16 protein-coding genes are annotated in these 22,198 nt (G+C 72.6%); 7 read left to right on the forward strand and 9 right to left on the reverse strand.

The features are described from left to right. Window positions 1-26 precede the first annotated feature (26 nt). On the forward strand, window positions 27-1,418 hold the full coding sequence (locus tag WMF29_RS05810; protein ID WP_437327871.1) for a hypothetical protein: 1,392 nt from the start codon (window positions 27-29) through the stop codon (window positions 1,416-1,418). A 130-nt stretch (window positions 1,419-1,548) separates the two neighbouring features. Further along, complete coding sequence (locus WMF29_RS05815) at window positions 1,549-1,797, forward strand: hypothetical protein (RefSeq protein WP_437327872.1); 249 nt, start codon at window positions 1,549-1,551, stop codon at window positions 1,795-1,797. Here WMF29_RS05815 and WMF29_RS05820 read toward each other — a convergent pair. From WMF29_RS05820 to tsaA, 7 genes are all read right to left on the reverse strand, one after another. Continuing rightward, a complete protein-coding gene (locus WMF29_RS05820; protein WP_437327873.1) occupies window positions 1,788-3,056 on the reverse strand; it encodes a guanine deaminase in 1,269 nt (422 codons plus the stop codon). The two genes, WMF29_RS05815 and WMF29_RS05820, sit on opposite strands and share 10 nt — an antisense overlap. Beyond that, window positions 3,053-3,661 (reverse strand): SH3 domain-containing protein, encoded by a 609-nt coding sequence (locus WMF29_RS05825; protein ID WP_437327874.1) that lies wholly within the window; start codon window positions 3,659-3,661, stop codon window positions 3,053-3,055. Before WMF29_RS05825 ends, WMF29_RS05820 begins: the two co-directional genes overlap by 4 nt. A gap of 89 nt (window positions 3,662-3,750) precedes the next feature. After that, window positions 3,751-4,842, reverse strand: coding sequence for a formylglycine-generating enzyme family protein (locus tag WMF29_RS05830; protein WP_437327875.1), 1,092 nt, complete (start codon window positions 4,840-4,842; stop codon window positions 3,751-3,753). Window positions 4,843-4,860: 18 nt separating this feature from the next. After that, the gene (locus WMF29_RS05835) at window positions 4,861-7,323 is read right to left on the reverse strand and encodes a sulfatase-like hydrolase/transferase (RefSeq protein ID WP_437327876.1); all 2,463 of its coding nucleotides are present in this window, start codon (window positions 7,321-7,323) and stop codon (window positions 4,861-4,863) included. 487 nt (window positions 7,324-7,810) lie between these two features. After that, window positions 7,811-8,605 carry a hypothetical protein gene (locus WMF29_RS05840; protein WP_437327877.1) on the reverse strand — a complete coding sequence of 265 codons (795 nt, stop codon included), beginning with the start codon at window positions 8,603-8,605 and terminating at the stop codon, window positions 7,811-7,813. Window positions 8,606-9,165: 560 nt separating this feature from the next. After that, on the reverse strand, window positions 9,166-10,374 hold the full coding sequence (locus WMF29_RS05845; RefSeq protein ID WP_437327878.1) for an FAD-dependent monooxygenase: 1,209 nt from the start codon (window positions 10,372-10,374) through the stop codon (window positions 9,166-9,168). Between the two features lie 81 nt (window positions 10,375-10,455). Beyond that, window positions 10,456-10,878 carry a tRNA (N6-threonylcarbamoyladenosine(37)-N6)-methyltransferase TrmO gene (gene tsaA, locus WMF29_RS05850; RefSeq protein WP_437327879.1) on the reverse strand — a complete coding sequence of 141 codons (423 nt, stop codon included), beginning with the start codon at window positions 10,876-10,878 and terminating at the stop codon, window positions 10,456-10,458. 831 nt (window positions 10,879-11,709) lie between these two features. On the opposite strand from tsaA, the gene trpD reads away from it, so the two are divergent. The 4 genes from trpD to trpA are packed head-to-tail and all read left to right on the forward strand — an operon-like array spanning window position 11,710 to window position 16,296. Next, window positions 11,710-12,753: an anthranilate phosphoribosyltransferase gene (trpD, locus tag WMF29_RS05855; RefSeq protein WP_437331087.1), complete on the forward strand. Its 1,044-nt coding sequence runs from the start codon at window positions 11,710-11,712 to the stop codon at window positions 12,751-12,753. Beyond that, entirely contained in the window at window positions 12,746-14,224 is a 1,479-nt protein-coding gene (gene trpCF / locus WMF29_RS05860; RefSeq protein WP_437327880.1) for a bifunctional indole-3-glycerol-phosphate synthase TrpC/phosphoribosylanthranilate isomerase TrpF, read from the forward strand. Before trpD ends, trpCF begins: the two co-directional genes overlap by 8 nt. Window positions 14,225-14,281: 57 nt before the next feature. Next, window positions 14,282-15,475, forward strand: coding sequence for a tryptophan synthase subunit beta (gene trpB, locus WMF29_RS05865; protein ID WP_437327881.1), 1,194 nt, complete (start codon window positions 14,282-14,284; stop codon window positions 15,473-15,475). Then, window positions 15,472-16,296 (forward strand): tryptophan synthase subunit alpha, encoded by an 825-nt coding sequence (trpA, locus tag WMF29_RS05870; RefSeq protein WP_437327882.1) that lies wholly within the window; start codon window positions 15,472-15,474, stop codon window positions 16,294-16,296. The genes trpB and trpA overlap by 4 nt, the downstream gene beginning before the upstream one ends. Before the next feature lie 222 nt (window positions 16,297-16,518). Here trpA and WMF29_RS05875 read toward each other — a convergent pair whose 3' ends face one another. Both WMF29_RS05875 and WMF29_RS05880 read right to left on the reverse strand, forming a co-directional pair. Then, entirely contained in the window at window positions 16,519-17,685 is a 1,167-nt protein-coding gene (locus WMF29_RS05875; RefSeq protein WP_437327883.1) for a hypothetical protein, read from the reverse strand. A gap of 58 nt (window positions 17,686-17,743) precedes the next feature. Then, entirely contained in the window at window positions 17,744-21,160 is a 3,417-nt protein-coding gene (locus tag WMF29_RS05880) for a POTRA domain-containing protein (protein WP_437327884.1), read from the reverse strand. 182 nt (window positions 21,161-21,342) lie between these two features. Here WMF29_RS05880 and WMF29_RS05885 point away from each other — a divergent pair, with 182 nt between their 5' ends. Further along, window positions 21,343-22,146 carry a phosphate/phosphite/phosphonate ABC transporter substrate-binding protein gene (locus tag WMF29_RS05885; protein ID WP_437327885.1) on the forward strand — a complete coding sequence of 268 codons (804 nt, stop codon included), beginning with the start codon at window positions 21,343-21,345 and terminating at the stop codon, window positions 22,144-22,146. Window positions 22,147-22,198: the final 52 nt, after the last annotated feature.

Genomic DNA, 22,198 nt, shown 5'->3' on the forward strand with positions numbered 1-22,198 from the left:
TCGCGTTCCCCGATTTGGAGGTCATTTTGAAGCTCTCGACGAAGACGCTTGTTGGGCTGGTTGGTCTGGGTTTGCTTGCGGCCGCGGCGGCCATCGGCGGGTGTTCCGGCGGGGGGGGTGAGGCGAGCCCCGGCAACAGCGGCTCTGGGAGCGGCAGCGGCAGCGGCGGTAGCGGCGGCAGCGGCGAGACGTCCGGGAGCGGGTTCGGGAACGGCGGTGAGTTCGATGTCGGCTCAGGGACCGGGGACAAGGACGCGGGGCTCAACGAGGACACGGCGTGCATCGCGACCCGATTGCAGGCCGATTACCAGCAGCGCCCGGCCGACATCATCTTCATCATCGACAACTCGGGGAGCATGACGGACGAGATCAACAGCGTCCAACGGAACATCAACCAGAACTTCGCCTCGATCATCGCGGCGAGCAAGATCGATTACCGCGTCATCATGCTCTCGAAGCACGGCAGCTCGGACGTCGAGCAGTCGGTCTGCATCGAGGCGCCGCTCGGCAGCGGGAGCTGCTCGCCGGTCCCGCAGAACCCGAACACCAACCCGCCGCACTTCTACCAGTACAGCCTGGAGATCGGCAGCCTCGACTCGCTCTGTCTGGCGATCGACACGCTGAACGGGGCGATCCCGCCCAAGGGAGAGGCCACGTCGCCCGGGTGGTCGCAGTGGCTGCGGACGGACTCGCTGAAGGTGTTCGTCGAGATCACCGATGACGGCGTCAACTGCACGACGAAGTCGCTCGGCGCGGACAAGGCGGTCTTCGATGAGGGGGCTGACATCACGCTCTACGACGTCGACGATGACGAGCCCGCGAACAAGAACGTCGCCGGCGGCACCAAATCGGCAGAGGCCTTCGACGCGGCCCTGACGACGATCGCGCCGGAACTTTTCGGCTCGAAGGACGCGCGCAACTACAAGTTCTTCAGCTTCGTGGGCATCAAGGAGAACAACCCGCCGACCGCCCCCTGGCCGCCGGAGGCGCCAGCCACCTGGGAGCAGTGCCGGCCAGACTCGGTCGATCCCGGGACGACCTATCAGGTCCTCAGCGTCATGACCGGCGGGCTGAGATACCCGATCCAGCAGCACGCCACCTACGATGCGGTGTTCCAGGCCATCGCAGACAGCGTGATCTCGGGCGCCAAGCTGTCGTGTGAGATCGATGTGCCCAAGGCGCCGGATGGGCACTCGATCGACCTGAAGACGGTGCAGATCGAGTTCACGCCGAGCAACGGCGGGCAGAAGCAGACCTTCTCCCAGGTGAAGAGCCTCGAGGAGTGCGCCGGGGCGTCCTCGTCCTTCTACATCGAGGAGGGGATCATCAAGCTGTGCGAGGACACGTGCGCCATGGCGGCGCAGGACAACACCGCGGGCATGGAGCTGCTCTACGGCTGTTCGGTCACCCCGAACTGAGCGAGGAGGCGCTCCCGGGCGCATCACCCCGGGAGCGCCGCCACCTCGAGGCGCCCGGCCGAGCGAGCCCTCTCCGTGGAGGGATCGCGGGAGCCGGGCGCCCGCACCTGCTACCCTGCGCGAAAGGCAGATGCGGGTCGATGTGGCGTGCCGTGCCGGCCACGGCGGGAGCGAAGAGCCCGAGACGGTCACCCTGGGGGAGCGCCGCGTGCGGGTGACGGAGATCCTCGACCGGTGGCCGGGGGGCGATCACCTCTACTTCAAGGTGCGCGGGGACGACGGCGCACGGTACATCCTGCGGCGAGATTTCGAGATCCTCGTCTGGGAGCTCGAGGTCTATGAGGCCGCCGAGGAGGAGACGGAGACCGGTCAGGGGTAGACAGACCGGCCGCGCACGAAGGCGCGCTCGACGGTCGCGTCGGACGAGAAGACGAGGTGGTTCAGCGTCTCGGCCTCGCCGATCACGTGCTCGGGGAAACGGACGGCGATGAAGTCCGCCTCCTTGCCGACGTCGAGGCTGCCGACGACGCGGCCCAGGCCGACGGCGTCGGCGGTGCCCTGCGTGGCCATGACGAAGAGATCGGCGGGGGTCAGGCGGTCGCCGAGGCAGAGGGCGTTGTCGAAGGCGCTCGACATGCTGCGGCGCATGTCGAAGCTGCGGCCGGCGCCGACGTCGCTGCCCAGCCCGACCGGGACCCCGCGCGCGCGCGGGTCGGAGAGGCGCATGCGGCCGCTGCCCAGGAAGAAGTTCGAGTCGGGGCAGTGGACGACCGACGAGCCCGTCTCCGCGAGGCGGTCCCACTCGCGCGGCGAGAGGTGAATGGCATGCGCGAGCAGGGCGCGCCCGGTGAGCAGGCCGACGCGGTCGTAGACGTCGACGTAGTCGCGCGCCCAGGGGTGCGCGCGCAACGTGGCCTCGCCCTCGGCCGGGTTCTCGGCGACGTGCGTCTGCACGAGGAGGCCGTGATCGCGTGCGAGCCGCGCGGCCGCCTCCATCAAGGGACGGGAGCAGCTCGGGGCAAAGCGGGGGGTGATCGCGAACTCGAGGAGGCCGCCGCCCTCGCCGTGCCAGCGCTGCGCGAGATCCCGGGCGGCGGGGATGGCCTCGTCGCGAGGGACGCGGAGCGCCTCCGGGCAGCTCTGGTCCATGAGCGTGAGGCCGGCGATGCCGCGCAAGCCGGCGGCCAGCAGGGCGCGGAACAGCCGGTCGGTCGCGCCGGCGCACGAGCTGGAGAAGACGACGCAGGTGGTCGTGCCCGACGCGAGCAGCCGACCCGTGAACTCGCCGGCGACGAGCGTGGCATAGGCCTCGTCGCGGAAGCGGGCCTCCTCGGGGAAGACCGACCGCTCCAGCCAGTCGAGCAGCGGGCCGCTGGCGCTGCCGATGATGCGCGTCTGCGGGAAATGGACGTGCGCGTCGATGAAGCCCGGCATCAACACCGAAGGCCGCAGGTCCAGCACCGGCCCGCGGAACGCGCCCGGGGCGAACGGCGCTGCCTGGGCGATCCGACCGTCGCTGCCGACAACGAGTAGCGCGTCGTCGATGGTCCGGACCTGAGCGCCGTCCGGCGACGCGGGGATCGGGGTGAGCAGGCGACCGCGGTAGGCGCGCGGCGACTCCGGCGAGCGCGCGCTCATCGGATGGCGATCTCGCTCCGGCGGGCCCAGCCCATGAGCAGGTCGCCCCCGCCGTTCTTCATGACGAGGGCCCACGCGCCCGCCTCGCGCACGATCATCACGATCTCGCCGGCGGCGATGGAGCCGACCCGGGCGCCGTCCGCCCGCGGCTCGTCGAGCAGCGTGATGCCGCGCGAGGCGATGCCCGCCTGGAGGCGCCCAGGCGCGCCCGGATCCTCCTCGTCGTCGAAGGCAGGGCCGTCGTCGTGAGGTGATGGGCGCTCGTCGGAGCCTGGATCCTCGTCGAACGGGAAACGAGGGTGGACCTGCGCGCCCCGATCCGCCGGGGGACGCCCGTCGAGGACGTGCGCGAACCGGCCAGCGCTCTGCACCGGCGAGCGATCGCCGGCGACCGCCCGAAACACGACAGGCGCCATCGGGAGCAGCACGACGGCGGCGGCGGCGAGGAGCACGAGCCCGGTCAGCCGATCGAGCTGGCGCGCGCGCGGCGGGGCCGGCGCGGCGCCCGGCGGCTCCGCCCGGGCAGCGAGGCGTGTGCCGGCGTGCTCGGCGCGCACGTCGCGGGGGCCAGGCGAGGCACCCTGTCCGGCGGGGGGGTGGTCCATCAGCGCAGAGGATACGCGCTGCGGCGAGCGCGGTCGACTGCGCGGCGAACGCGAGCGGCCGCGCGCTCGTGTGCGCTGCGGCGAGCGCGTCAGCGGAGCTCGCGCGGCAGCGGGGCGGCGGCAGGGTCGCCGGAGACGGCGCGCTCCGCGGGGACGCCGATCGTGGCGCCGTGGTCCGCGCAGCAGCGGAAGCCCTGCTGGTAGAACATGTGGTTCTCGTCGTGCGAGCGGGTCGAGGGGCGGCAGCGCGTGCGGACAGGGCCCCAGTAGCCGCCCTTCAGGATGGAGGGGCGCTCGCCCTCGCGGACGGAACGGGTCCACTCGTCGATGTTGCCGGTCATGTCGTAGACGCCGAAGGGGCTCCGGCAGCGGGGCTGGACGCCCGACGCCATGCCCTGCCAGAGCCGGTCCATCTCGGCCATGGCCGCGGGGCCGCCCCGCGGGCGCAGCGCGGTCTCGATGTACGGGCGCCATGCCTGATCGACGACGCACGCCTCAGGCTCGCGGACGTAACCGTAGGGGTAGGGGCGCGCTTCCTCGCCCTCGCAGGCGAAGGTCCACTCGGCCTCGTCGCAGAGGCGCTTGCCCTCCTCGGCGCAGAGCTCGTTCGCCTCGTAGAACGAGACGAGGATGAACGGATAGACGCCCTTCTGGTTGGGGTACTCGTAGCGATCCATGCAGAAGTGCATCGGCTTCGTGTCGAGGTCCTTCGACATCGAGAGCCACTTCTCGCGATCGAACTCCGCGCACCGCTCGGGGTAGTCCCTGCTGATCCAGTGCTTGCAGGTGGTCCGCTGCATCTCGTCGATGGAGCGCAGGTCGCCCTGGGCCTTCGGGGCGGGGTCGAGCTTCATGAGGCCGGAGACCTCGACCATGCCCGTCGGGCAGGCGCCGCGGGTGCCCTCGATCTGGTCGGTGGCCTCGCGCGACTCGGCAGGCGACGAGGCGATCTGCCAGTGACGATCGCGCACGAGGCGCCACTCGAACCGGAGGCGCCGCGGCAGCGAGCCCGTGATGGCGCCCGCGCCGAGCGTCAGCGGCACGGACGGCGCATCCGCGAGCCGCACCACGAGCAGCGCGAGCGAGGCGAGGGCCACCGCGAAGCCGACGGCGACGGCGGCGCGCAGCGCCCTCGCGCGCGGGGGCGCGGGCTTCCGCGTCGAAGGGGCGAATCTGTGCATGATCCCTCGCAGTAAACTCTACTGCGAGGGAGACTCGAAGGCAGACAACTTTTCGCGGAGCCGCCCGAGGTCGGCCTCGAAGCGCCGCTCGCCGGACAGGTCGCGGGTCTCGCGGGGATCGCTCCCGAGATCGAACAGGAGCAGGCGGTCTTGTTTCGCCCGCTTCTTTCGCTCGATCACGAGGAGCTTGAGCTGCCCGTCGACGACCGCTGCGCGGCGGGCGGTGCGAGCGAACACCGGTCCCCGGGGCGCGCGCTCGGCGCCCGTGGCGATGGCGGTCAGGGAGGCGCCTTCGACGGCCGTGGCCTCCGCGCCGCCGATGTCGAGGACGGTGGGCGCGATGTCGACCGTGCTCACGGGATGCGGGTAACGGCCCGGCGCGGCGCCGGGGAGGGCGATGACGAGGGGGACGCGGATCGCCTCCTCGTAGAGCTCGACGCCGTGCCCGACGGGGCCGTGCTCGCCGAGCCCCTCTCCCTGCGAGCCGTGGACGATGACCGCCGTGCGGCCGGCGCGGGGGCCCCTCGCCACGGCGTCGAGCAGGGCGCCGAGCTGCCGGTCGACGTAGGCGATCTCGCCGTCGTAGGCGGCGGTCCTGCCGGAGCCGAAGCGGATGCCGGGGTGGGCGACGTAGCGCTCGTGGGCGTCGAAGAGGTGGAGCCAGAGGAAGATCGGCTGGGTGCGCTTGGCGTATCCGTCGAGGAGCTCGATGGCCTTCTCGACCGCGAGGTGGCCTGTCGCCTCGCGCTCCGGGTGGGCGTCGCCGTAGACGGTCTCGAAGCGGTCGAACCCTTGATCGAAGCCGCGCTCCTGGCTGATCCACGTGAACGAGCTGACCGCGGCGGTGAGGTAGCCGGCGCGCTTCATGCGCTCCGCGAGGGTGTCGTTCTCGGGCAGCAGCGTCGGCCACTCGCGGCGGTCGCGCGCCGCCCGGTTGAGGCGGCGGCCGGTGACGAGCGGCGAGATGGCCCGCTGCGTCTCGCTCGAGGCGGCGTAGGCGCGCTCGAACAGCACGCCGCGGGCCGCGAGCTCGGCGAGCCGCGGGCTGGTGTCGCGGCCGTAGCCGTAGGCCGACGTGTGGTCGGCCCGGACCGTGTCGAGCGTGATGAGGAGGACGTCGGGGCGCGTCGGCGCGGCGGCGGGCGCGGCGGGCGTGGTCCCGGCGGGGGGGATGGACTTCGTCAGGACGGCCGGGATGACCGCGCCGCCCTCGTCGCGCGCGGCAGGCGCCGACGCGGCGCGCACGTGCGCGGCCGTCGTGGCGCCTGCGGGAGCGGCCGGCGTGGCGCCCGCGGGAGCGGTCGACGCGGCGCTGGAAGCGGCGGCAGGCTTGGCGCCGGCAGCCGCGGTCGTCAGGGCGCCGGCAGGCGAGCCCGCGACGGCCCTGGCGGGCAGGGGGGCGGCGCCCTCGTGGGCTCCGTCGCTGCAGTCCTGATCGATGCCGTCGCCCGGCGTTTCCCGCGCGCCGTGATACCGGGTGGGGTCGCCCTCGTCGCAGTCGAGGCCGCCGAAGTGCGAGCCCATGCCGTCGCCGTCGCGGTCGGTCCACTGCTCGAGCGCGCTGAAGAGGGTGGCCGCGAGGCCGCCGCCTGCGCGCACGGCCTGGCCGAGCGGGGGAAACGACTCGATCCGGGCGGTCGCGGTCATGAGGACCAGGGCGGCGAGCGGGACGCCCGCGATGCCGGCGAGGCGGCCGACGGCCGCGCTGAGGTCGACGCTCGAGACGAGCGCGGTCGCCACGAGCGCGATGGCGCCGTCGACGATGGCGGCGCGCACGGCGGCCCCGGCGTCGCCGCTCGTGTTGCCCGCGTGGGCGGCGAGCGGAGCCAAGGCGGCGACGAGGGGCACCACGCCGATGGCCGTTCCCGCGACGGCGAGCAGCCACGGCTTCACGCCGCGGGCGGCGAGGCGATCGCCGAGCGCGACGAGGCGCTGGGTGACGAGCGCCGCCGCCGCGACGCCGGCGAGGCCGAGGACGCCGAAGGTCGCGCCGGCGAGGCCTCGGTGGTGGGTCGTCGCCTTGAGGAGGGCGGCGAGCGCGGCGAGCACCGGGAAGGCGACGCCGATCCAGAGCGCGACGCGGAGGACGGCGAGCCGCTCGCCGCCGGCGCCGACGATGCCGCGGAAGCCGCGGCCGGCGGCGCGCGAGAGGATGAGCGCGAGCGTGACGAGCGGGAGCAGGACGGCGGTGCCGACGAGGAGCCCGTCGAGGAAGGAGGCGCCGGCGCGGGCGGTGCGCAGCGCGGTCGGCACGGCGGAGAGCGAGGCGACGCCGAGGCCGAGCACGCAGGCCTCGCCGAGGCGGGTGGTCCAGGCGCTGCGGCGCGGCGGCGGAGGGGCCGACCGCCCCGGCGGGGGGAGGGAACGCCCCGGCGGCGCGCTCTGCCGGGCGGGCGGACCGCTCTGCGATCGCGGCGGGACGCTGTCATGAGAGCCGGCGGCGCTCGGCGGCGGCGGGGGACCTGGTTCGGCGGTGATCATGGGCACGCAGGGGGGAGGGCCGCGCGGGCGCCTCGCGAGGGCCGGTCGCGCCTGGCTGCGAGGTCGTGCGCCCTGGAGAACGGGGCCTACCATCGGTGTACCGGGCCGCAAAGTATCCTGCGGGAGCGGACGAGCCGGGGGCGCCGGGGTCAGGGCGCGGGAACCGGGCCCCGAGGGCGCCTTTCGTGTAGGCCGGGCGGCGCGGAAGGCGTCGCGCTGGAGGTATCCGACCGGCCGCGCGCGCTGGAGACTGCCGGCGGCGCAGCGTGAACGCTGCGTCCGTGAGGCGCATGATCCCGTGCAGCACGTCGAGCTAGTGATCCTCCTCGAGGATCGAGCGCAGGTGCGCCCGCGCGTCTCGCAGCCGAGACTGCACCTCGCGCTTGTTCAGCGCGCCCGGGGAGTACGCCGAGCGGCCGCAGCCGAGCTTCGATGGATGCAGCCTCCATGGGCTGATGCTGAGTTGGCGGGCCGTTCTGCGTGAGGCTCACGATCGGCGCGCTGGCTCGGCGAGCCAGCGGACCAGCGCGTCGCCCTCGAGCTCGAGCAGCGTGTCCTCGACCTCGCCCGGACCGAGCGCGCGCGCCCGATCGAGGATCGAGCGCTCCTCCTCCGTGGTGGGTCGCCGCCCGACCCGCCGCGCGAAGAGGCGGCCGAGCAGCTCGGCGATCGCCTCCTCACGGCCCTTCAACTGTCCCCTCTGCTCCGCCTTCTGCTCGGCCTCGATGATCATCTCGCCGATGATCGGCGTGCGCCGAAGCAGCCCTTCCTCCATGTCCTCGACCATCGTGACGAGCTCCTGTTGCAGATTGTGCCCCCAGGGGTCGACGGTCGCCAGTACCAGGAACGCCGTGTACAGCTCCGCCCGCTCCTCACCGGCCACCGTCCGCGCGTGAATCTGGGCGATGACCTCCCGCATCGCCTTCGCGGTCGCGTCCCTGGCGAGCGGCGCGAACGCCAGCCAGAGCACGCTACCGCGCGCTCGGAGCTCGGCGACCGTGCGTTGATAGACCGCGTCGATGCGGAAGTGCGTACCGCTGAACCGCCGCTCCGGCCAGGCCGTTCGGAGCACGCCGGTCACAGGCAAGCGCTGCCTGCGGCCCGAGAGGACCACGGCGACGCTCTCGATGGGCGGCACCGGTTCGCGGGGCGCTTCGATGCGCAGCGCGGCGAAGAGGAAGCCGAGGTACTCGAAGACCTGAGCCGGGACCTCGTCGCGCAGCGCGAAGCAGAACTCGACGTGTAGCACGCGCAGCGTGCCGTCGATATGCGATGTCGGCATCTCCCATGCAACGCGTCGCTCGCAGGGAGCGTGCCAGGGGATGGATGGCAAAAAGTGACGGCATCCTCGCGTGTCTCTTGAGCTCCGGGGGGTGGCGGCGCCATGGCGGATCGCCGCCCGCGTTCAGCGGGAGCAGCCGATGAGCGGCAGCGCGATCGTGTCGTCGAGCGCGGCACAGCCGCTGGGAAGCTCACCCTTTCCACGGCGAACCGCTCGGAGACAGCCTGAGAGCGGCCCGAGCCCGTCGAGCGTGGCTATCTCTCCTCAGATCGACGCTGCCGTTGCCGCCTCGTCTGTGCTGCCGGCAACTCGGAAGCGATGCGCTCGGAGTCGAGGTGGCGCCACGCGAGGCCGACAAGATGTCTGCTCGGGTGCGCCAGGGACCCGCGAGGCGCCTGGCAGGTGCCCGCTGGCGGGCTCCGGGCAGGTACGCCACGATGGTGAAGCCGTGTCGCTCCCCGCGCGCAAGCTCGCCACGATCGCGGATATGCTGGCCCTCCCCGAGGCGCAGCGCTTCCACGACGCAGGAGCGCCCTCGACGGCGCGCGCCCCCGGGCTCGTTAGGCCTGAGGCCGCGCCGGCGGGGAGCCTGGACGCGCGCTCATCGGCAGTCCGCTGGACCAGCCCCTCGCCATGCCCTGGACCATGGCCTCGTAGTCGGTCGCCTTGCTCCTGCGATCCCTCGCCTCGCAGAGCGCAGGATCGGTCGCGAACAGCGAGCGCGCGAGGTCGCGGGCGCCCGCGTTGATCGCGGCGTTCTTGGCGTGGCGGCGCTTCGTGAAGGCGGTGAACGCCTCCTCGAGGGAGGCCGCGCTGCTCAGACAGTCGGCCAGGTGCCACGCGTCTTCGAGGGCCTGACTGGCGCCTTGGCCCGACGTGGGCAGCGCCGCGTGCGCGGCGTCGCCGATCAGCAAGACGTTGTCTCGATGCCACGTGTCGATGGGATCGTGATCGTGGACATAGATCTTGTTCATGCGCTCGGAGGGCGTCTCCTCTATCAATTCCGGTATCGGGCTCGGCCACCCGCGGAAGAGGGCGCGGAGCTCGGCCCGGTAATCTGCTGGCTCCTTGCCCCGAGCCTCAGGGCAGGCCGCGGCGCCGGCCCAGTACGCCTTCGACCGAGATACGGGCACGACGCCGAAGCGCACGCCGACACCCCAGCAGTCCATCACCTCGATCTGCGATTCCGAGAACACCGCGCGATCGCTCTCGAACGTGCCAAGCCAGTTGACGAAGCCCTGGTATCTCGGGCGATTGTCGCCGTGCACGAACGCCCTCGCGACCGATCTCATCCGCCCGTCCGCTCCGAGGATCACGTCCGCCGCGACGGTCGCTCCGTTCGCGAAGTGAACGCTCGCCGGGCCGGCGGCCGAGGGCTCGATGCGATCGGCGGCGTGCCCGTACCGCACGCCGACACCCAGCCCGTCGACGCGGGACAGCAGCGCCGCCTGGAGCTCTCTCCTCAGCACCGAGAGGCTCGGGGACCCCATGAGCTCGTCCAGCTTCCGGATGTCCAGCGCGCCGAGCTCTTCGCCGGTCCACGAGACCCTCCGCATCCGGGTCGGGCGCCCGGCCAGCCCGGCGACGGAGTCCAGGAGCCCGAGCTCCCGGAGCACGAACGAGGCGTTTGGCCAGCAGACGATCCCCGCGCCGATGTCCGTCGGGGCAGCGTGCCTCTCGAAGACCTCCACGTCGAACCCCCGTCCGGCGAGGGCGATCGCCGCGCCCAGCCCGGCGATCCCGCCTCCAAGAATGGCTATCCTCAACATGAACCTTTCCGTGCTCTCTCGTGGCCTACCTGCGACCACGACCCTTGCAACGACGCTGGTTGTGGTTGCATACCACACGCCTCACTTGAGCGCTGGCTTGATGTCGAGGATCGGTGTTCCGTCGATGGCTTCGATCGGGCCGATCCGCAGGCGGACTCCGTCGATCGCGCGCACGAAGACCGGATGGAGGCCGAGGGGGTTCGGTCTGTCCGGAGATCGCGTCGCGAAGACGCCCGTGAGCGGACTGCGCGCGTCGGACCGTGGGTGGACCTGGAGGACGTCGCGACGCGCCTGGTGAAACCACGTGATGACGATGATCTCGTCGCCGACGGCGAGGCCAAGCAGTCCTTCCGCCGCCCACGGGTACACCTCGAGCCAGGCATCCGGCGCTCCCTCCGAGCCTTGCCTCGGCGCCTCGCTGCGCTCTTTGAGCAAGGACCGGATCACGCCAACCGGGCGCAGCTGAGCGCCGTCCAACGCCCCCTCGAGTTCCATGGTGCTCATGGAGGGTAAGGGGACGCCAGACGATGTGCTGGTGTCAACGGCGAATCGTCACGCGTGCAGTTGACACTCAGTTGACCGATGCACGGTGACCGACGCTCCTTGCGCGACACAAGCTGGCGCCAAGCGATGGCTTCCCTGCGAACTTCAGCGCCTGTCATCTCGTCTGCCATAGGACGGGATGCGGCGCCGGCCCGAGCGCGCGGAGATCTTCGACAGCGTGCTCTCTGTCTTCAGCGTCTACCGAGGCGCCGGCGAGAACCGGTATCCCGCGCCGGCCTCCGGGCCGCTGTCGACCCGTCGCGATGCCGGCGCTGGCCGCCTGCGAGGGCACGAGGACCGTCCAGCGGAGGCGTGGCCCGCGGATGGCGGTGGAGAGCGCGGAGGCCTCGGAGGTTCGCTGATCCGAGGAAGCTCGGGCCATGGCGGCTGAAGCGGCAGCTCGGCGGCGGCTCAATGCGCGCGGAACCCGCTTGACGCTCGTCGCACCCGCAAGCTATGTTCCCCGCATGTCCCGCGCGCTCCCCGCGTCCTGCGCTCGCTGCTGTTCCGAGGCCTTCGTCCTCGGCGGCGCGTCGCGCTCGGCCGTCGAGGTGGGTTCGTGCGTGGCAGGGCTGCGCTGGTGGCGCTGGTGCTGTACCACGGCGGGCCCTTATCCCGGGTAAAGCGCCTCCCTGCGAGGAGGACGACCTGAAGGAAAGAAGAAAGAGGGCCCGCCGGAACAACGGTGGGCCTTTTCGCTTTTGTCCGCTATGCAGTGCGCCGCGGCGCGACGCCCGAGTCCCGAGGATCCGTGTCTGCCAGAACAGCCGTGAACATGAGGAGAGAACCATGATGCATGCAGTCATCGATGCGCTCTGCGCCGGCGTGGACCTCTCCACGGAGCAGACCGAGGCGCTGTTCCGCGACCTGATCGCCGGGGCGCTGACGGAGATCGAGCTCTCCGCGCTGTTCGTCGCGCTCAAGGCGAAGGGCGAGACCCCCGCGGAGATCGCGGGCGCGGCGCGCGCGCTCCGGGGGACGTCGGTGCCGTTCGCGCGGCCGACCTATGCCTATGCCGACTGCTGCGGCACCGGCGGAGACGGGCAGTCCACCGTCAACGTGTCGACGGCCGTCGCCTTCGTCGCGGCCGAAGCAGGCCTGCCGGTCGCCAAGCACGGCAACCGCTCGGTCTCCTCCCAGTGCGGGTCCGCCGACGCGCTCGAGGCGCTGGGCGCCCGGCTCGATCCGCCGGCCGAGGTCTCGCGCCGCTGCCTCGACGAGGTCGGCTTCTGCTTCCTCTTCGCGCCGCAGTACCACGCCGGGCTCCGCCACGCGATGCCCGTGCGCCGCGCCCTCAAGGTGCGCACGATCATGAACCTGCTCGGCCCGCTCGTGAACCCGAGCGCGCCGCCGATCCAGGTGATGGGCATCTACGATCCGGAGCTCGTCACCCACGCCGCGCGCACGCTCGGCATGCTCGGGTGCCAGGCCGCGCTCGTCGTCCACGGCGGGGGGCTCGACGAGGTCGCCCTGCACGCCCCGACGCGCGCGGCCCGGCTCCGCGATGGGGTCGTCGAGGAGCTCACGATCGACCCGGCCGACGCGGGGGTCGCGCCGGCGCCGATCGACGCGCTCCGGGGCGCCGGCCCGGCGGCGAACGCGGCGTGGCTCCGCGACCTGCTCGCCGGGCGCGGGGCGCCCGCGCACCGCGACGCCGTCGCGATCAACGCCGGCGCGCTGCTCTGGATCGCCGGGCGCGCGGAGGGGCTGCGGGAAGGGACGGCCGTGGCGCTCGACGTGCTGGGCTCCGGGCGCGCGGCGGAGCGGCTCACGCGCTTCGTGGCGCTGAGCCGGGACGGGGCCCAGGAAGCGCGGAAGGAGGCGAAACATGGCTGAGCAGGGCAATGTGCTCGCGCGCATCGTGGAGCGGAAGCGGGCGGACGTCGCGGAGCGCGAGCGGCGGACCCCGCTCGCCAGCCTTCGGGCGAGCGCGCCGCCCACCTCGCGGAGCCTCCGGCGCGCGCTCTCCGCGCCGGGCGCGCGGTTCGTCCTGGAGTGCAAGAAGGCCTCCCCGTCCGAGGGCCTCATCCGGCCGGATTTCGACCCGCACACCGTCGCCGCCGCGTACTACGGCGTCGCCGACGCGGTGAGCGTGCTGACCGACGAGCCGTTCTTCCAGGGCAGCTTCGAGATCCTCCAGGCCGTGCGCGCGGTCGTGGACGTCCCGATCCTCTGCAAGGACTTCGTCGTGGGGCCCTACCAGGTGATCGAGGCGCGGGCGCACGGCGCGGACGCGATCCTGCTCATGCTGTCGGTGCTGGACGACGCGACCGCGCTCCTGTGCCTGGGCGCCGCCGAGGCGCTCGGCATGGACTGCCTCGTCGAGGTCCACGACGAGGCGGAGCTCGAGCGGGCGCTCGCGCTGCCCGCGCCCGTGATCGGCATCAACAACCGCGATCTCAAGTCGCTCAAGGTCGATCTCGCCGTCTCGGAGCGGCTCGCCCCGCGCGTGCCGCGCGATCGGATCGTCATTGCCGAGTCGGGCGTCGAGTCGCGCGCCCACGTGGAGCGGCTCGCGCCCTCGGTGGACGGGTTCCTCGTGGGCACGTCGCTCATGCGCAGCCCCGACATCGCGGACGCCGCGCGCGCGCTGGTGACCGGCAGGGTGAAGATCTGCGGCCTGACCCGGCCCGGGGACGCGCGCGAGGCGGAGCGGCTCGGGGCCCGCTTCGGCGGCCTCGTCTTCGCCGAGACCTCGCCGCGGCGGGTGACGCGCGAGCAGGCCGAGATCGTTGTCGCCACGGCCGCGGGGCTGCCCTTCGTCGGCGTTTTCCTCAATCAATCCGTGGATTTCGTCGCGGATACGGCGCGGGCGATCGGGCTGCGCGCCGTGCAGCTCCACGGCGACGAGGACGCGGCGTTCATCGAGGCGCTGCGGCGCGCGCTCCCCGAGGGGTGCGAGGTCTGGAAGGCGGTCCCGATGGCGCCGTCCGGGGAGGCCGCCAGCGCGGCGGGCGCCGCGGGCGCGGCCGGCGAGGCGGGCGCGGAGGTCGAGCGCAGCGCCGATCGGCTGGTCTTCGACACGCGCACGGCGGAGGCGCGGGGAGGCACGGGGCGGACGTTCGCCTGGAGCGCGATCGACGGCCACCCGGCGCGCGCCCGGAGCCTGCTCGCGGGCGGGCTGAACCCGGACAACATCGCCGCGGCGCGCCGGGTGGGGACGTGGGGGCTCGACGTCGCGTCGGGCGTCGAGCGCGCGCCCGGCGAGAAGTGCGCCGACCTGCTCGTGCGCCTGTTCGACAGCGCGCGCGGCCCGTCGCGCCACGACCGTGACCCCGCGGCCCCGGCGGACCGCGCCTCCTCCTGACGGCACCTCTCACGACCCACAACGCACAACGCACCACCGACGATCGAGGCAATCACCATGCAGCAAAGCGGCCGCTTCGGCGCCTTTGGCGGCGCCTATGTCCCCGAGATCCTCGTGCCCGCGCTCGAGCAGCTCGAGCGCGCGTACCTGGAGGCGCGCGGCGATCCGTCGTTCGCGGCAGAGTTCGACGCGTTGCTGACGACCTACGCGGGGCGCCCGACGCCGCTCACCCTGTGCCGGAACCTGACCGGCGACCCGCGCGTGAAGCTGTACCTCAAGCGCGAGGACCTGCTGCACGGCGGCGCGCACAAGACGAACCAGGCGCTCGGCCAGGGGCTGCTCGCGCGGCGCATGGGCAAGCGGCGGCTCATCGCCGAGACCGGGGCCGGCCAGCACGGCGTCGCGACCGCCATGATCGGGGCCCTGCTCGGCATGCCGACGCGCATCTACATGGGCGCGAAGGACGTCGAGCGGCAGCGGCTCAACGTCTTCCGGATGCGCCTCATGGGGGCCGAGGTGGTGCCCGTGACCTCGGGCTCGCAGACGCTGAAGGACGCGCTCAACGAGGCGCTGCGCTACTGGACCGAGAGCTACGAGGACACGCATTACCTGATCGGGACGGTCGCCGGGCCTCACCCGTTCCCCACGATCGTGCGCGATTTCCAGTGGGTGATCGGCCGCGAGGCGCGCGCCCAGATCCTGGAGGCCGAGGGGCGCTTGCCCGACGCGGTGGTCGCGTGCGTGGGCGGAGGCAGCAACGCCATGGGGATCTTCTCCGAGTTCATCCCGGACAAGGACGTGGCGCTCGTCGGCGTCGAGCCCGCCGGTCACGGCCTGTCGACCGACAAGCACGGGGCGACGCTGCTCAAGGGCCGCCCGGGGGTGCTTCACGGGTCGGAGACCTACATCCTCCAGGACGAGCACGGACAGGTCGCCGAGACGCACTCGGTCTCGGCGGGGCTCGACTACCCCGGCGTCGGGCCGGAGCACGCGCACCTGATGACGTCGGGCCGGGCGACGTACGTCGCGGCGACGGACGACGAGGCGCTCGACGCGTTCCAGCGGCTCTCGCGCAGCGAGGGCATCATCCCGGCGTTCGAGTCGGCGCACGCGATCGCGCACGCGCTGAAGATGGTGGCGGAGGCGGCGCAGGCAGGGCGCGAGACGGTGCTCGTCGTGAACCTGTCGGGCCGCGGAGACAAGGACATGGAGCAGGCGCAGAGGCTGCTCGATCCCGGGAGGTCGACATGAGTCGGGAGACGGTGACGACGCGCTACGATCGCGCATTCGAGCGGCTGCGGCAGCGGGGCGAGGGGGCGTTCATCCCCTTCCTGATGCTGGGGGATCCCGACCTCGCCACGAGCGCGCGGCTGCTGCGCGCGGCGGTGGAGGGCGGCGCGGACGCGATCGAGGTCGGGATCCCGTTCTCGGATCCGATCGCGGACGGCCCGACGATCCAGGCCGCCGCCGTGCGGGCGCTCGAGGCCGGCGTGAGGCCGTCCGATTGCATCGAGCTCCTGGCGCGCTTCCGGGCGGAGGCGCCGGAGGTGCCGATCGGCATCCTGACGTACGCGAACCTCGTGAAGCACCGCGATCTGGCGGGCTTTTACGCGTCGGTGGCCGCGGCCGGGGTCGACAGCGTGCTCGTCGCCGACGTGCCGGTGAGGGAGTCGGATCCGTACGTGGCGGCGGCGCGCGCCGTGGGGGTGGCGCCGGTGCTGATCGCGCCGCTCAACGCCTCGGAGGCCACGCTGCAGCAGCTCGCGGAGCGGTGCAGCGCGTACACGTACTGCGTGACGCGCAAGGGCGTGACGGGGGCGGACGAGCAGCTGCGCCTCGGCCACGGCGCGCTCTTCGAGACGCTGCGCCGGTTCGGCGCGCCGCCCGCGATCCTGGGGTTCGGCATCTCGAAGCCCGAGCACGTGCGCGACGCCCTCGCCGCCGGGGCGTTCGGCGTGGTCAGCGGGTCCGCGGTCGTCCAGCGGGTCTCGGCGAACGTCGGTGATCCCGAGGCCGCCGCGCGCGCCGTCGCGAGCTTCGTGCGCGAGATGAAGGCGGCGACGGCGCGCTGAGCGCGGGGGCCGGCGTCGGTCCGAGGGCGCGACGTCGGCCGGCCGCCGTCCGAGGGGGCAACCGGGGGCTCGCCAGGGGCGCCGACGCCGATCGTAAGGCGTCGGCGCGCGGCCCGGCGGCATGGGACGATGTCGTTCCACCCGTCGAGCCGGTCGGGTCCACGGCGGAGCGCCGTCGCTACAGCGCCATGCGTGGCTCGCCTTTCGGGCGGCGAGCCGAGCTCACAGGCACGTGGCGTCGCAGAGTATCTCCGAGAGCGCGATGCAGCTCTCGTCCCACCCGATCGTGCAGCAGAAGCTGTCACCGTCCTCACCGCACACGGTCTCGACGCAGCTGTTGCAGGACGCGTCGAGGGGCGCGCCCGTCTCGCAGAGGTCGTGGGCGCACCCGCAGGCCCGCCCGCAGGCGGCGGTGAGGCCGGCGACGCAGTGGGTGTCCCAGTTGCTCATGCAGCACGCCGGGTCCTCCGCGCACAGCTCGGTCACGCACGGATCGCAGCCCATGAGCAGGGGCGCGCCTTCCTCGCAGAGGTCGTGGCTGCACTCGGCCGGCGGGCACGCGCCGCAGTCGGTGGCGCACGCCTGACAGTTCTCCCTGCCGGGCTCGCACACGCCATCACCGCAGACCGGCGGGATCGGAGGGCACACGCCGCAGTCGATGGCGCACGAATCGCACGTCTCGCCGGCGTCACACCGCAGGTCGCCGCACTCCGCCGCCCCGCCCGCTCCACCGCCGCCGGCCGCGTCGCCGCCGCCCGTCGATGCGCTGCTCACCGAGCCACCGCCAGCGGCGTCGCCGCCCGTCGATGCGCTGCTCACCGAGCCGCCGCCAGCGGCGTCGCCGCCTGTCGATGCGCTGCTCGCCGAGCCGCCGCCAGCGGCGTCGCCGCTGCCCGTCGAGGCGCTGCTCGTCGAGGCGCTGCTCGTCGAGGCACCGCCGCCGCCGGCATCGCCGCCGCCCGTCGAAGCGCTGCTCGTCGAGGCGCCGCTCGTCGAGGCGCTGCTCGTCGAGGCGCCGCCGCCGCCGGCGTCGCCGCCGCCCGTCGAGGCGCTGCTCGTCGAAGCGCTGCTCGTCGCGCCGCCTTGCCCGTCCGCTCCGCCGCCGCCTGCGGCATCGCCGCCAGCCGAAGCGCTGCTCGTCGCGCCGCCTTGTCCGTCCGCTCCGCCGCCGCCAGTGGCGTCGCCGCCAGCCGAGCCGCCTTGCCCGCCCTCTCCGCCGCTGCCCGCCGATCCGCCGGCCGCACCGTGCCCGCCTTGCCCGCCTTGCCCGCCGGCGCCGGACGTGCTCGCCGCGCTGCTCGGCGCGGCGCTCTCGTCGTCGCCGCAGCCGGCGATCGTGAGGGTCGATGTCAGGGCGAGCAGAGCACATATCCGGAGTGAACGGTTCATCAGGGGAGCCTCGTTATCATCATGCGGTTGGGAGCCGCCTCGCGCGCGACGCGGCCTGTCAAAAGAGCCCTACGGAGAAGTGGAGTGCACCGTCGATCTCGTCCAGCTCGTCGCGCGGATCCAGGTTGAATCCGTAGTCGAAGGCGAGGGGACCGATGGGCGTGTTCACCCGCAGGCCGGCGCCGATCCCGTAACGCAAGAGCCGCGGATCGAGGTTGACGTTCTTCGCCCTGATCCAGAGGTTGCCCGCGTCGAGGAAGAGCCCGAGCTGGAGCAGGTCGGTCAGCGGAATGCGCAGCTCGGCGCGGGGGTTCACCATCACCGTCCCGCCGCGCGGGATATCGTCGGTCGAGACCTTCGCGTCCCCGCCCAGCGCCTTTTTCGCCTCCTCGAGCCCGTCCTCCGGATACAGCGACTCGGCCAGATGGGAACGGAGCGAGTCGACGCCGCCGAGGAAGAACAGGCGATCCGGGTACGTCCCGCTCTGGGCCACGAGCGGCTGAATATACCCTCCGGACAGGCTCAGGGCGAGGGTGAGCCGCGACCGCGGCGCGAGGGGGATATACCCCGACACACGGCCCGTGAATCGCAGAAAGTGGCTCTCGGGGAAGCTCGATTGGGTCCGGACCGAGGCGAAGGCGTCGAAGGCGTCGACGTGCTCGACGCCGCCGGAGAGGAGGAAGCCCCGGGTCGCGGCGAAGGGGGTATCCCGCGTGTCCCAGGACGCGTCGAGCCGCTGCGCCAGGGCGATCGTGTCGCCTTCGGGCATGCGCAGCTGATCGAGGATATCCCGCTTGTCGGCGCCGACGGCGCCCGGGAAGAATCCGACTTTGTTCAGCTCGGTCGACAGGGCGAGCTGCGTCGTCACGGCGCGCCGCGGGCGGTAGGTGATCGCGGGGATGATCGCCGTCTTCGTGACGCCGAAATCCAGCTGGTTGTCGCGCACGTGGATGCCCGCGAGCGACATGCTGACGAGCGGACCGAGGCCGATGTCCGGGAGCGCGACCGAGACCGCGATGCGGCGCTCCAGCTGGTCGTCGACCTGGAGCTCCTCGTAGTGGCGGCTCGCCGCCTTGTCCACGATCATGAACTCGAACAGGTAGCTGAGCTGGACGCCCATCGTGAGGCCGATGGCGAGGCCGCCGATGTTGCGGTGTCCGTACTCGAAGGCGAGGCGCGCGCCCTCGCCGGTCGAGAACCCGATCTGCGGGTTGAGGTACTGCGGCAGCTGCTCGACCACGTGGATGACGACCCGCTTGTTCTTCTGCGGGACTTCGGGATCCTCGAGCGAGATCGACACGCTGGAGAAGGGGCCGAGCGTGGCGATGCGCTCCTCGCTCAGGCGGGCCTGCGACTGGCGGAACGGCGCGCCCTCGCGGAGCAGCACGCGGCGGAGGATCAGCTGCTCGTCGGTCCGGACGGCGCCCTTGACGACGATGCCGGTGACGAACACCCGATCTCGCTCCGAGACGATGAAGCGCGCGCGGGCGCGCGTGCGGTCGGGCGAGGGCTCGATGGCCGTGCGGACCTCGGCGAACGCGTAGCCCAGGTCGCGGTAAGCATCCATGATGCGCAGCCGCGCGGCGTCGAGTGCGAGCGTCGAGAGGGGCTGTCCGACCTTCAGATCGGCGAGGTCGCTGAGCCAGCGCTCGCTGAACGGCCGCGCCTCGGCGCAGAGGGCGCGGTCGCGCTCGCTCAGGCCGGTCTGGCCGCAGAAGCCCTTGTTCCCCTCGAAGGCGAGATCGTAGAGCTGGGTCTGCGGGCCGGGATGGACAGGAATGCGGAGCGTCACCTCGGGGGCGCACGCGATGTGCCGGGCGGCGTCGGGGCGGCACGTGAGGGCGGCGGGGACGGGCGGCTCGGGGAGGGGGAGCCCTTGCGCGTCGGTGAGGCACTGGGCCGTGACGCGCTCGGCGACCGGCTCGGGGATGCAGGCGCCCGGCGGGGAGCGGCGCGAGCAGGTGGCGCGGAGCACGGAGACAGGGCCGACGACCGCGTTCAGGTAGCCCTTGCTGAAGTAGAGATCGCGGAGGTGCTTGAGGGCGCGCTCGTAGGTCTCCTGCGCGTACGTCATCGAGGGGATGAGCTCGACGGGCCGAGCCCGGCCGCCGGCGCCGCGGGTCGGGCCGAAGAGGTCCGAGATGCCTCGCGGGTCGGGCATCGAGAAGGCGTCGGCGCCGGGCAGATCCTCCTCGAGGAAGCTCTCGATCTCGCGGCCGAGGTCGTCCGGGCCGAGGTCGCCCGTGAGGCAAGGGAAGACGCGCTTCGTGACCCGCACCTGGTCGTGCTCGCGGACGGTGAACGTCAGGTAACGGACCGCATCGTCGGGCTTGCCGCCCAGCGAGGGGGTGACCTCGGCGTCGAGGAAGCCGCGCGCGACGTAGAACGCGCGGAGCCGATCGGTGAGATCGTTCGTCTTCGTCTCGGTCGTCTCGCCGAGATCGAGCGCGGCCTCGAGGGCGTCGTCGTCGAAGGCGCGGTTGCCGTCGAAGACCGGGACGATGCGCGCGCCGGGCTCGAGGTAGACGTAGAGGTAGTTGTGCGGGCCGACCGCGAGCACGCGGTGGGAGACCTCGGCCTCGTGAAAGCCGCTCCGGCGGAGCAGCTCGGCCATCTCGCGGTCGGCCACGGCGAGGGCGGGCTCGTCGACGCGGGCGCCGACGCCGAGGCCGTAGCTCTGCTTGAGCGAGCCGAGCTCCCGGTCCGCGCGCGGCGCCACGACGAAGACGCGCTCGGAGACCACGCGCGGAGCGCCGGCCTCGATGTCGAGGGCGAGGACGACCTGGGAGGGCTCGTCGGTGTCGACGGCGCGGATCGTGACGGCGGTCGCGGGGTAGCCGTGAAGCGCGTAGAACGCGCGGATGCGGGGGCTGATCTCGGCCAGCGTGGCCGCGGTGATCTCGCCGCCCTCGGCGATGCCGGCGGCCTCGAGGGTGTCCTGCCGGTCGAGCGCGCCGCCGGTGATCTGGATGGTGGCGATGCTCCTGCGGGGGACGACGACGATCCGGAGCGCGGCGCCGTCCGGCACGAGGTACGCCTCGGCCGACGCGCGGGCGAAGTTGCCGGAGGCGAGCAGCTCGCGCATGGCGCGGCGCGCGGCGTCGGGGCTGAGCGGCTCGCCGAGGTCGACGCTCGTGACCGGCGACACGATCTGCCATCGATCGCCCTGCGCCGTGACATCGATGCGGACGATCGGCTTGCCGACGAGCTCTCCGAGGGCCAGCGGCTGGCCGAGCGACGGCACGTCGGTGGCCTGGGTGCCGGCCTCGCCCGAGGGCACGGCCCGTGCCGAAGGGTTGACAGCGTCGACAGGGGCGACGCTGGCCTGACCGGGGTTGAGGTTGGGCTGACCGGGGTTGAGGTTGGCCTGAGCCGGACGTGCGGACGTCGGGGCGGCGTGCGCCGGGACGGCGAGCGCGCCGAGCGGCAAAAGGCCGAGCAAAAGGGGAATGAGGGTGGAACGGAAGCGAGCCATCAGGCGCGGAGCGCCGGGGGACGAAACTGAAATGAACCGGCGCCGGCGTGCACGACGGACGCAGCGTAGCCCGGTTGGGCGCTGGATGGGCAAGAGGCCGCCCCTGAGGCGCCGATGTGCGAGACGCGGGGCTCTCGGCGGGCGAAGCTCGTGCTAGCGTCGCCGCCCGTGCGAGGCACCGGATGAAGGACCTGGCGATGCTCGTCGGCGCCGTGGCGCATGACGCCAAGGTGGTGACGCTGTGGGAGAGCCTGCGCGAGCACTTCCGCGAACATGGAATCCTGATTGATTTCGCGCTGTTCTCTACCTACGAGCGCCAGGTCGAGTCGCTGATCCGCGGGCACATCGACGTGGCCTGGAACAGCGCCGTCGCGCACGTGCGGGTGAAGCGGCAGACCGAGGGGCGGTCCCGCTCGCTGGCGATGCGCGAGATCGATCGCGACTTCCACAGCAAGCTGCTCGTCCGCCGCGACGCCGCCGTCGGGGCGCTCAGCGATCTGGAGGGCAAGGCGCTCGCGGTCGGGAGCGTCGACTCGGCGCACGCGCGCATCCTGCCGCTCCACTTCCTCCGGCAGGCGGGGGTGGCCGTGGAGAAGATCCAGCTCGTGCCGTTCGAGGTGGACGTCGGCAAGCACGGCGACACCGCGACGAGCGAGGTCCAGGCGCTCGCGGCGCTGCACGAGGGCAAGGCGCAGGCGGCGGCGGTCGGCGACGCGGTGTGGCTCGCCGAGCAGGCGAACGGACACATCGACCTCCGCCGGGTCGACGTCCTCTGGACCACGCCGGCCTACGATTTCGCGATGTTCGACGCGCTGCCGGCGCTGCCCGAGGCGAAGGCCGAGGCGTTCCAGCGCGCGCTGCTCGGCATGACCTGGAAGAACCCGAAGCACCGGCGCATCTTCGAGCTCATGGGCCACAAGCAGTGGGTCTCCGGCCGCGACGACCGGTACGGCGCCCTCGACGCGGCGCTCGCCGCGGCCACCTGACGGCCGCGGATCGAGCGCCGCGCGAGCGTCGTTCGAGCTCGATCCTCGGCTC

This window comes from Sorangium sp. So ce381 (assembly GCF_051473845.1).
Lineage (GTDB): Bacteria > Myxococcota_A > Polyangia > Polyangiales > Polyangiaceae > Sorangium > Sorangium atrum.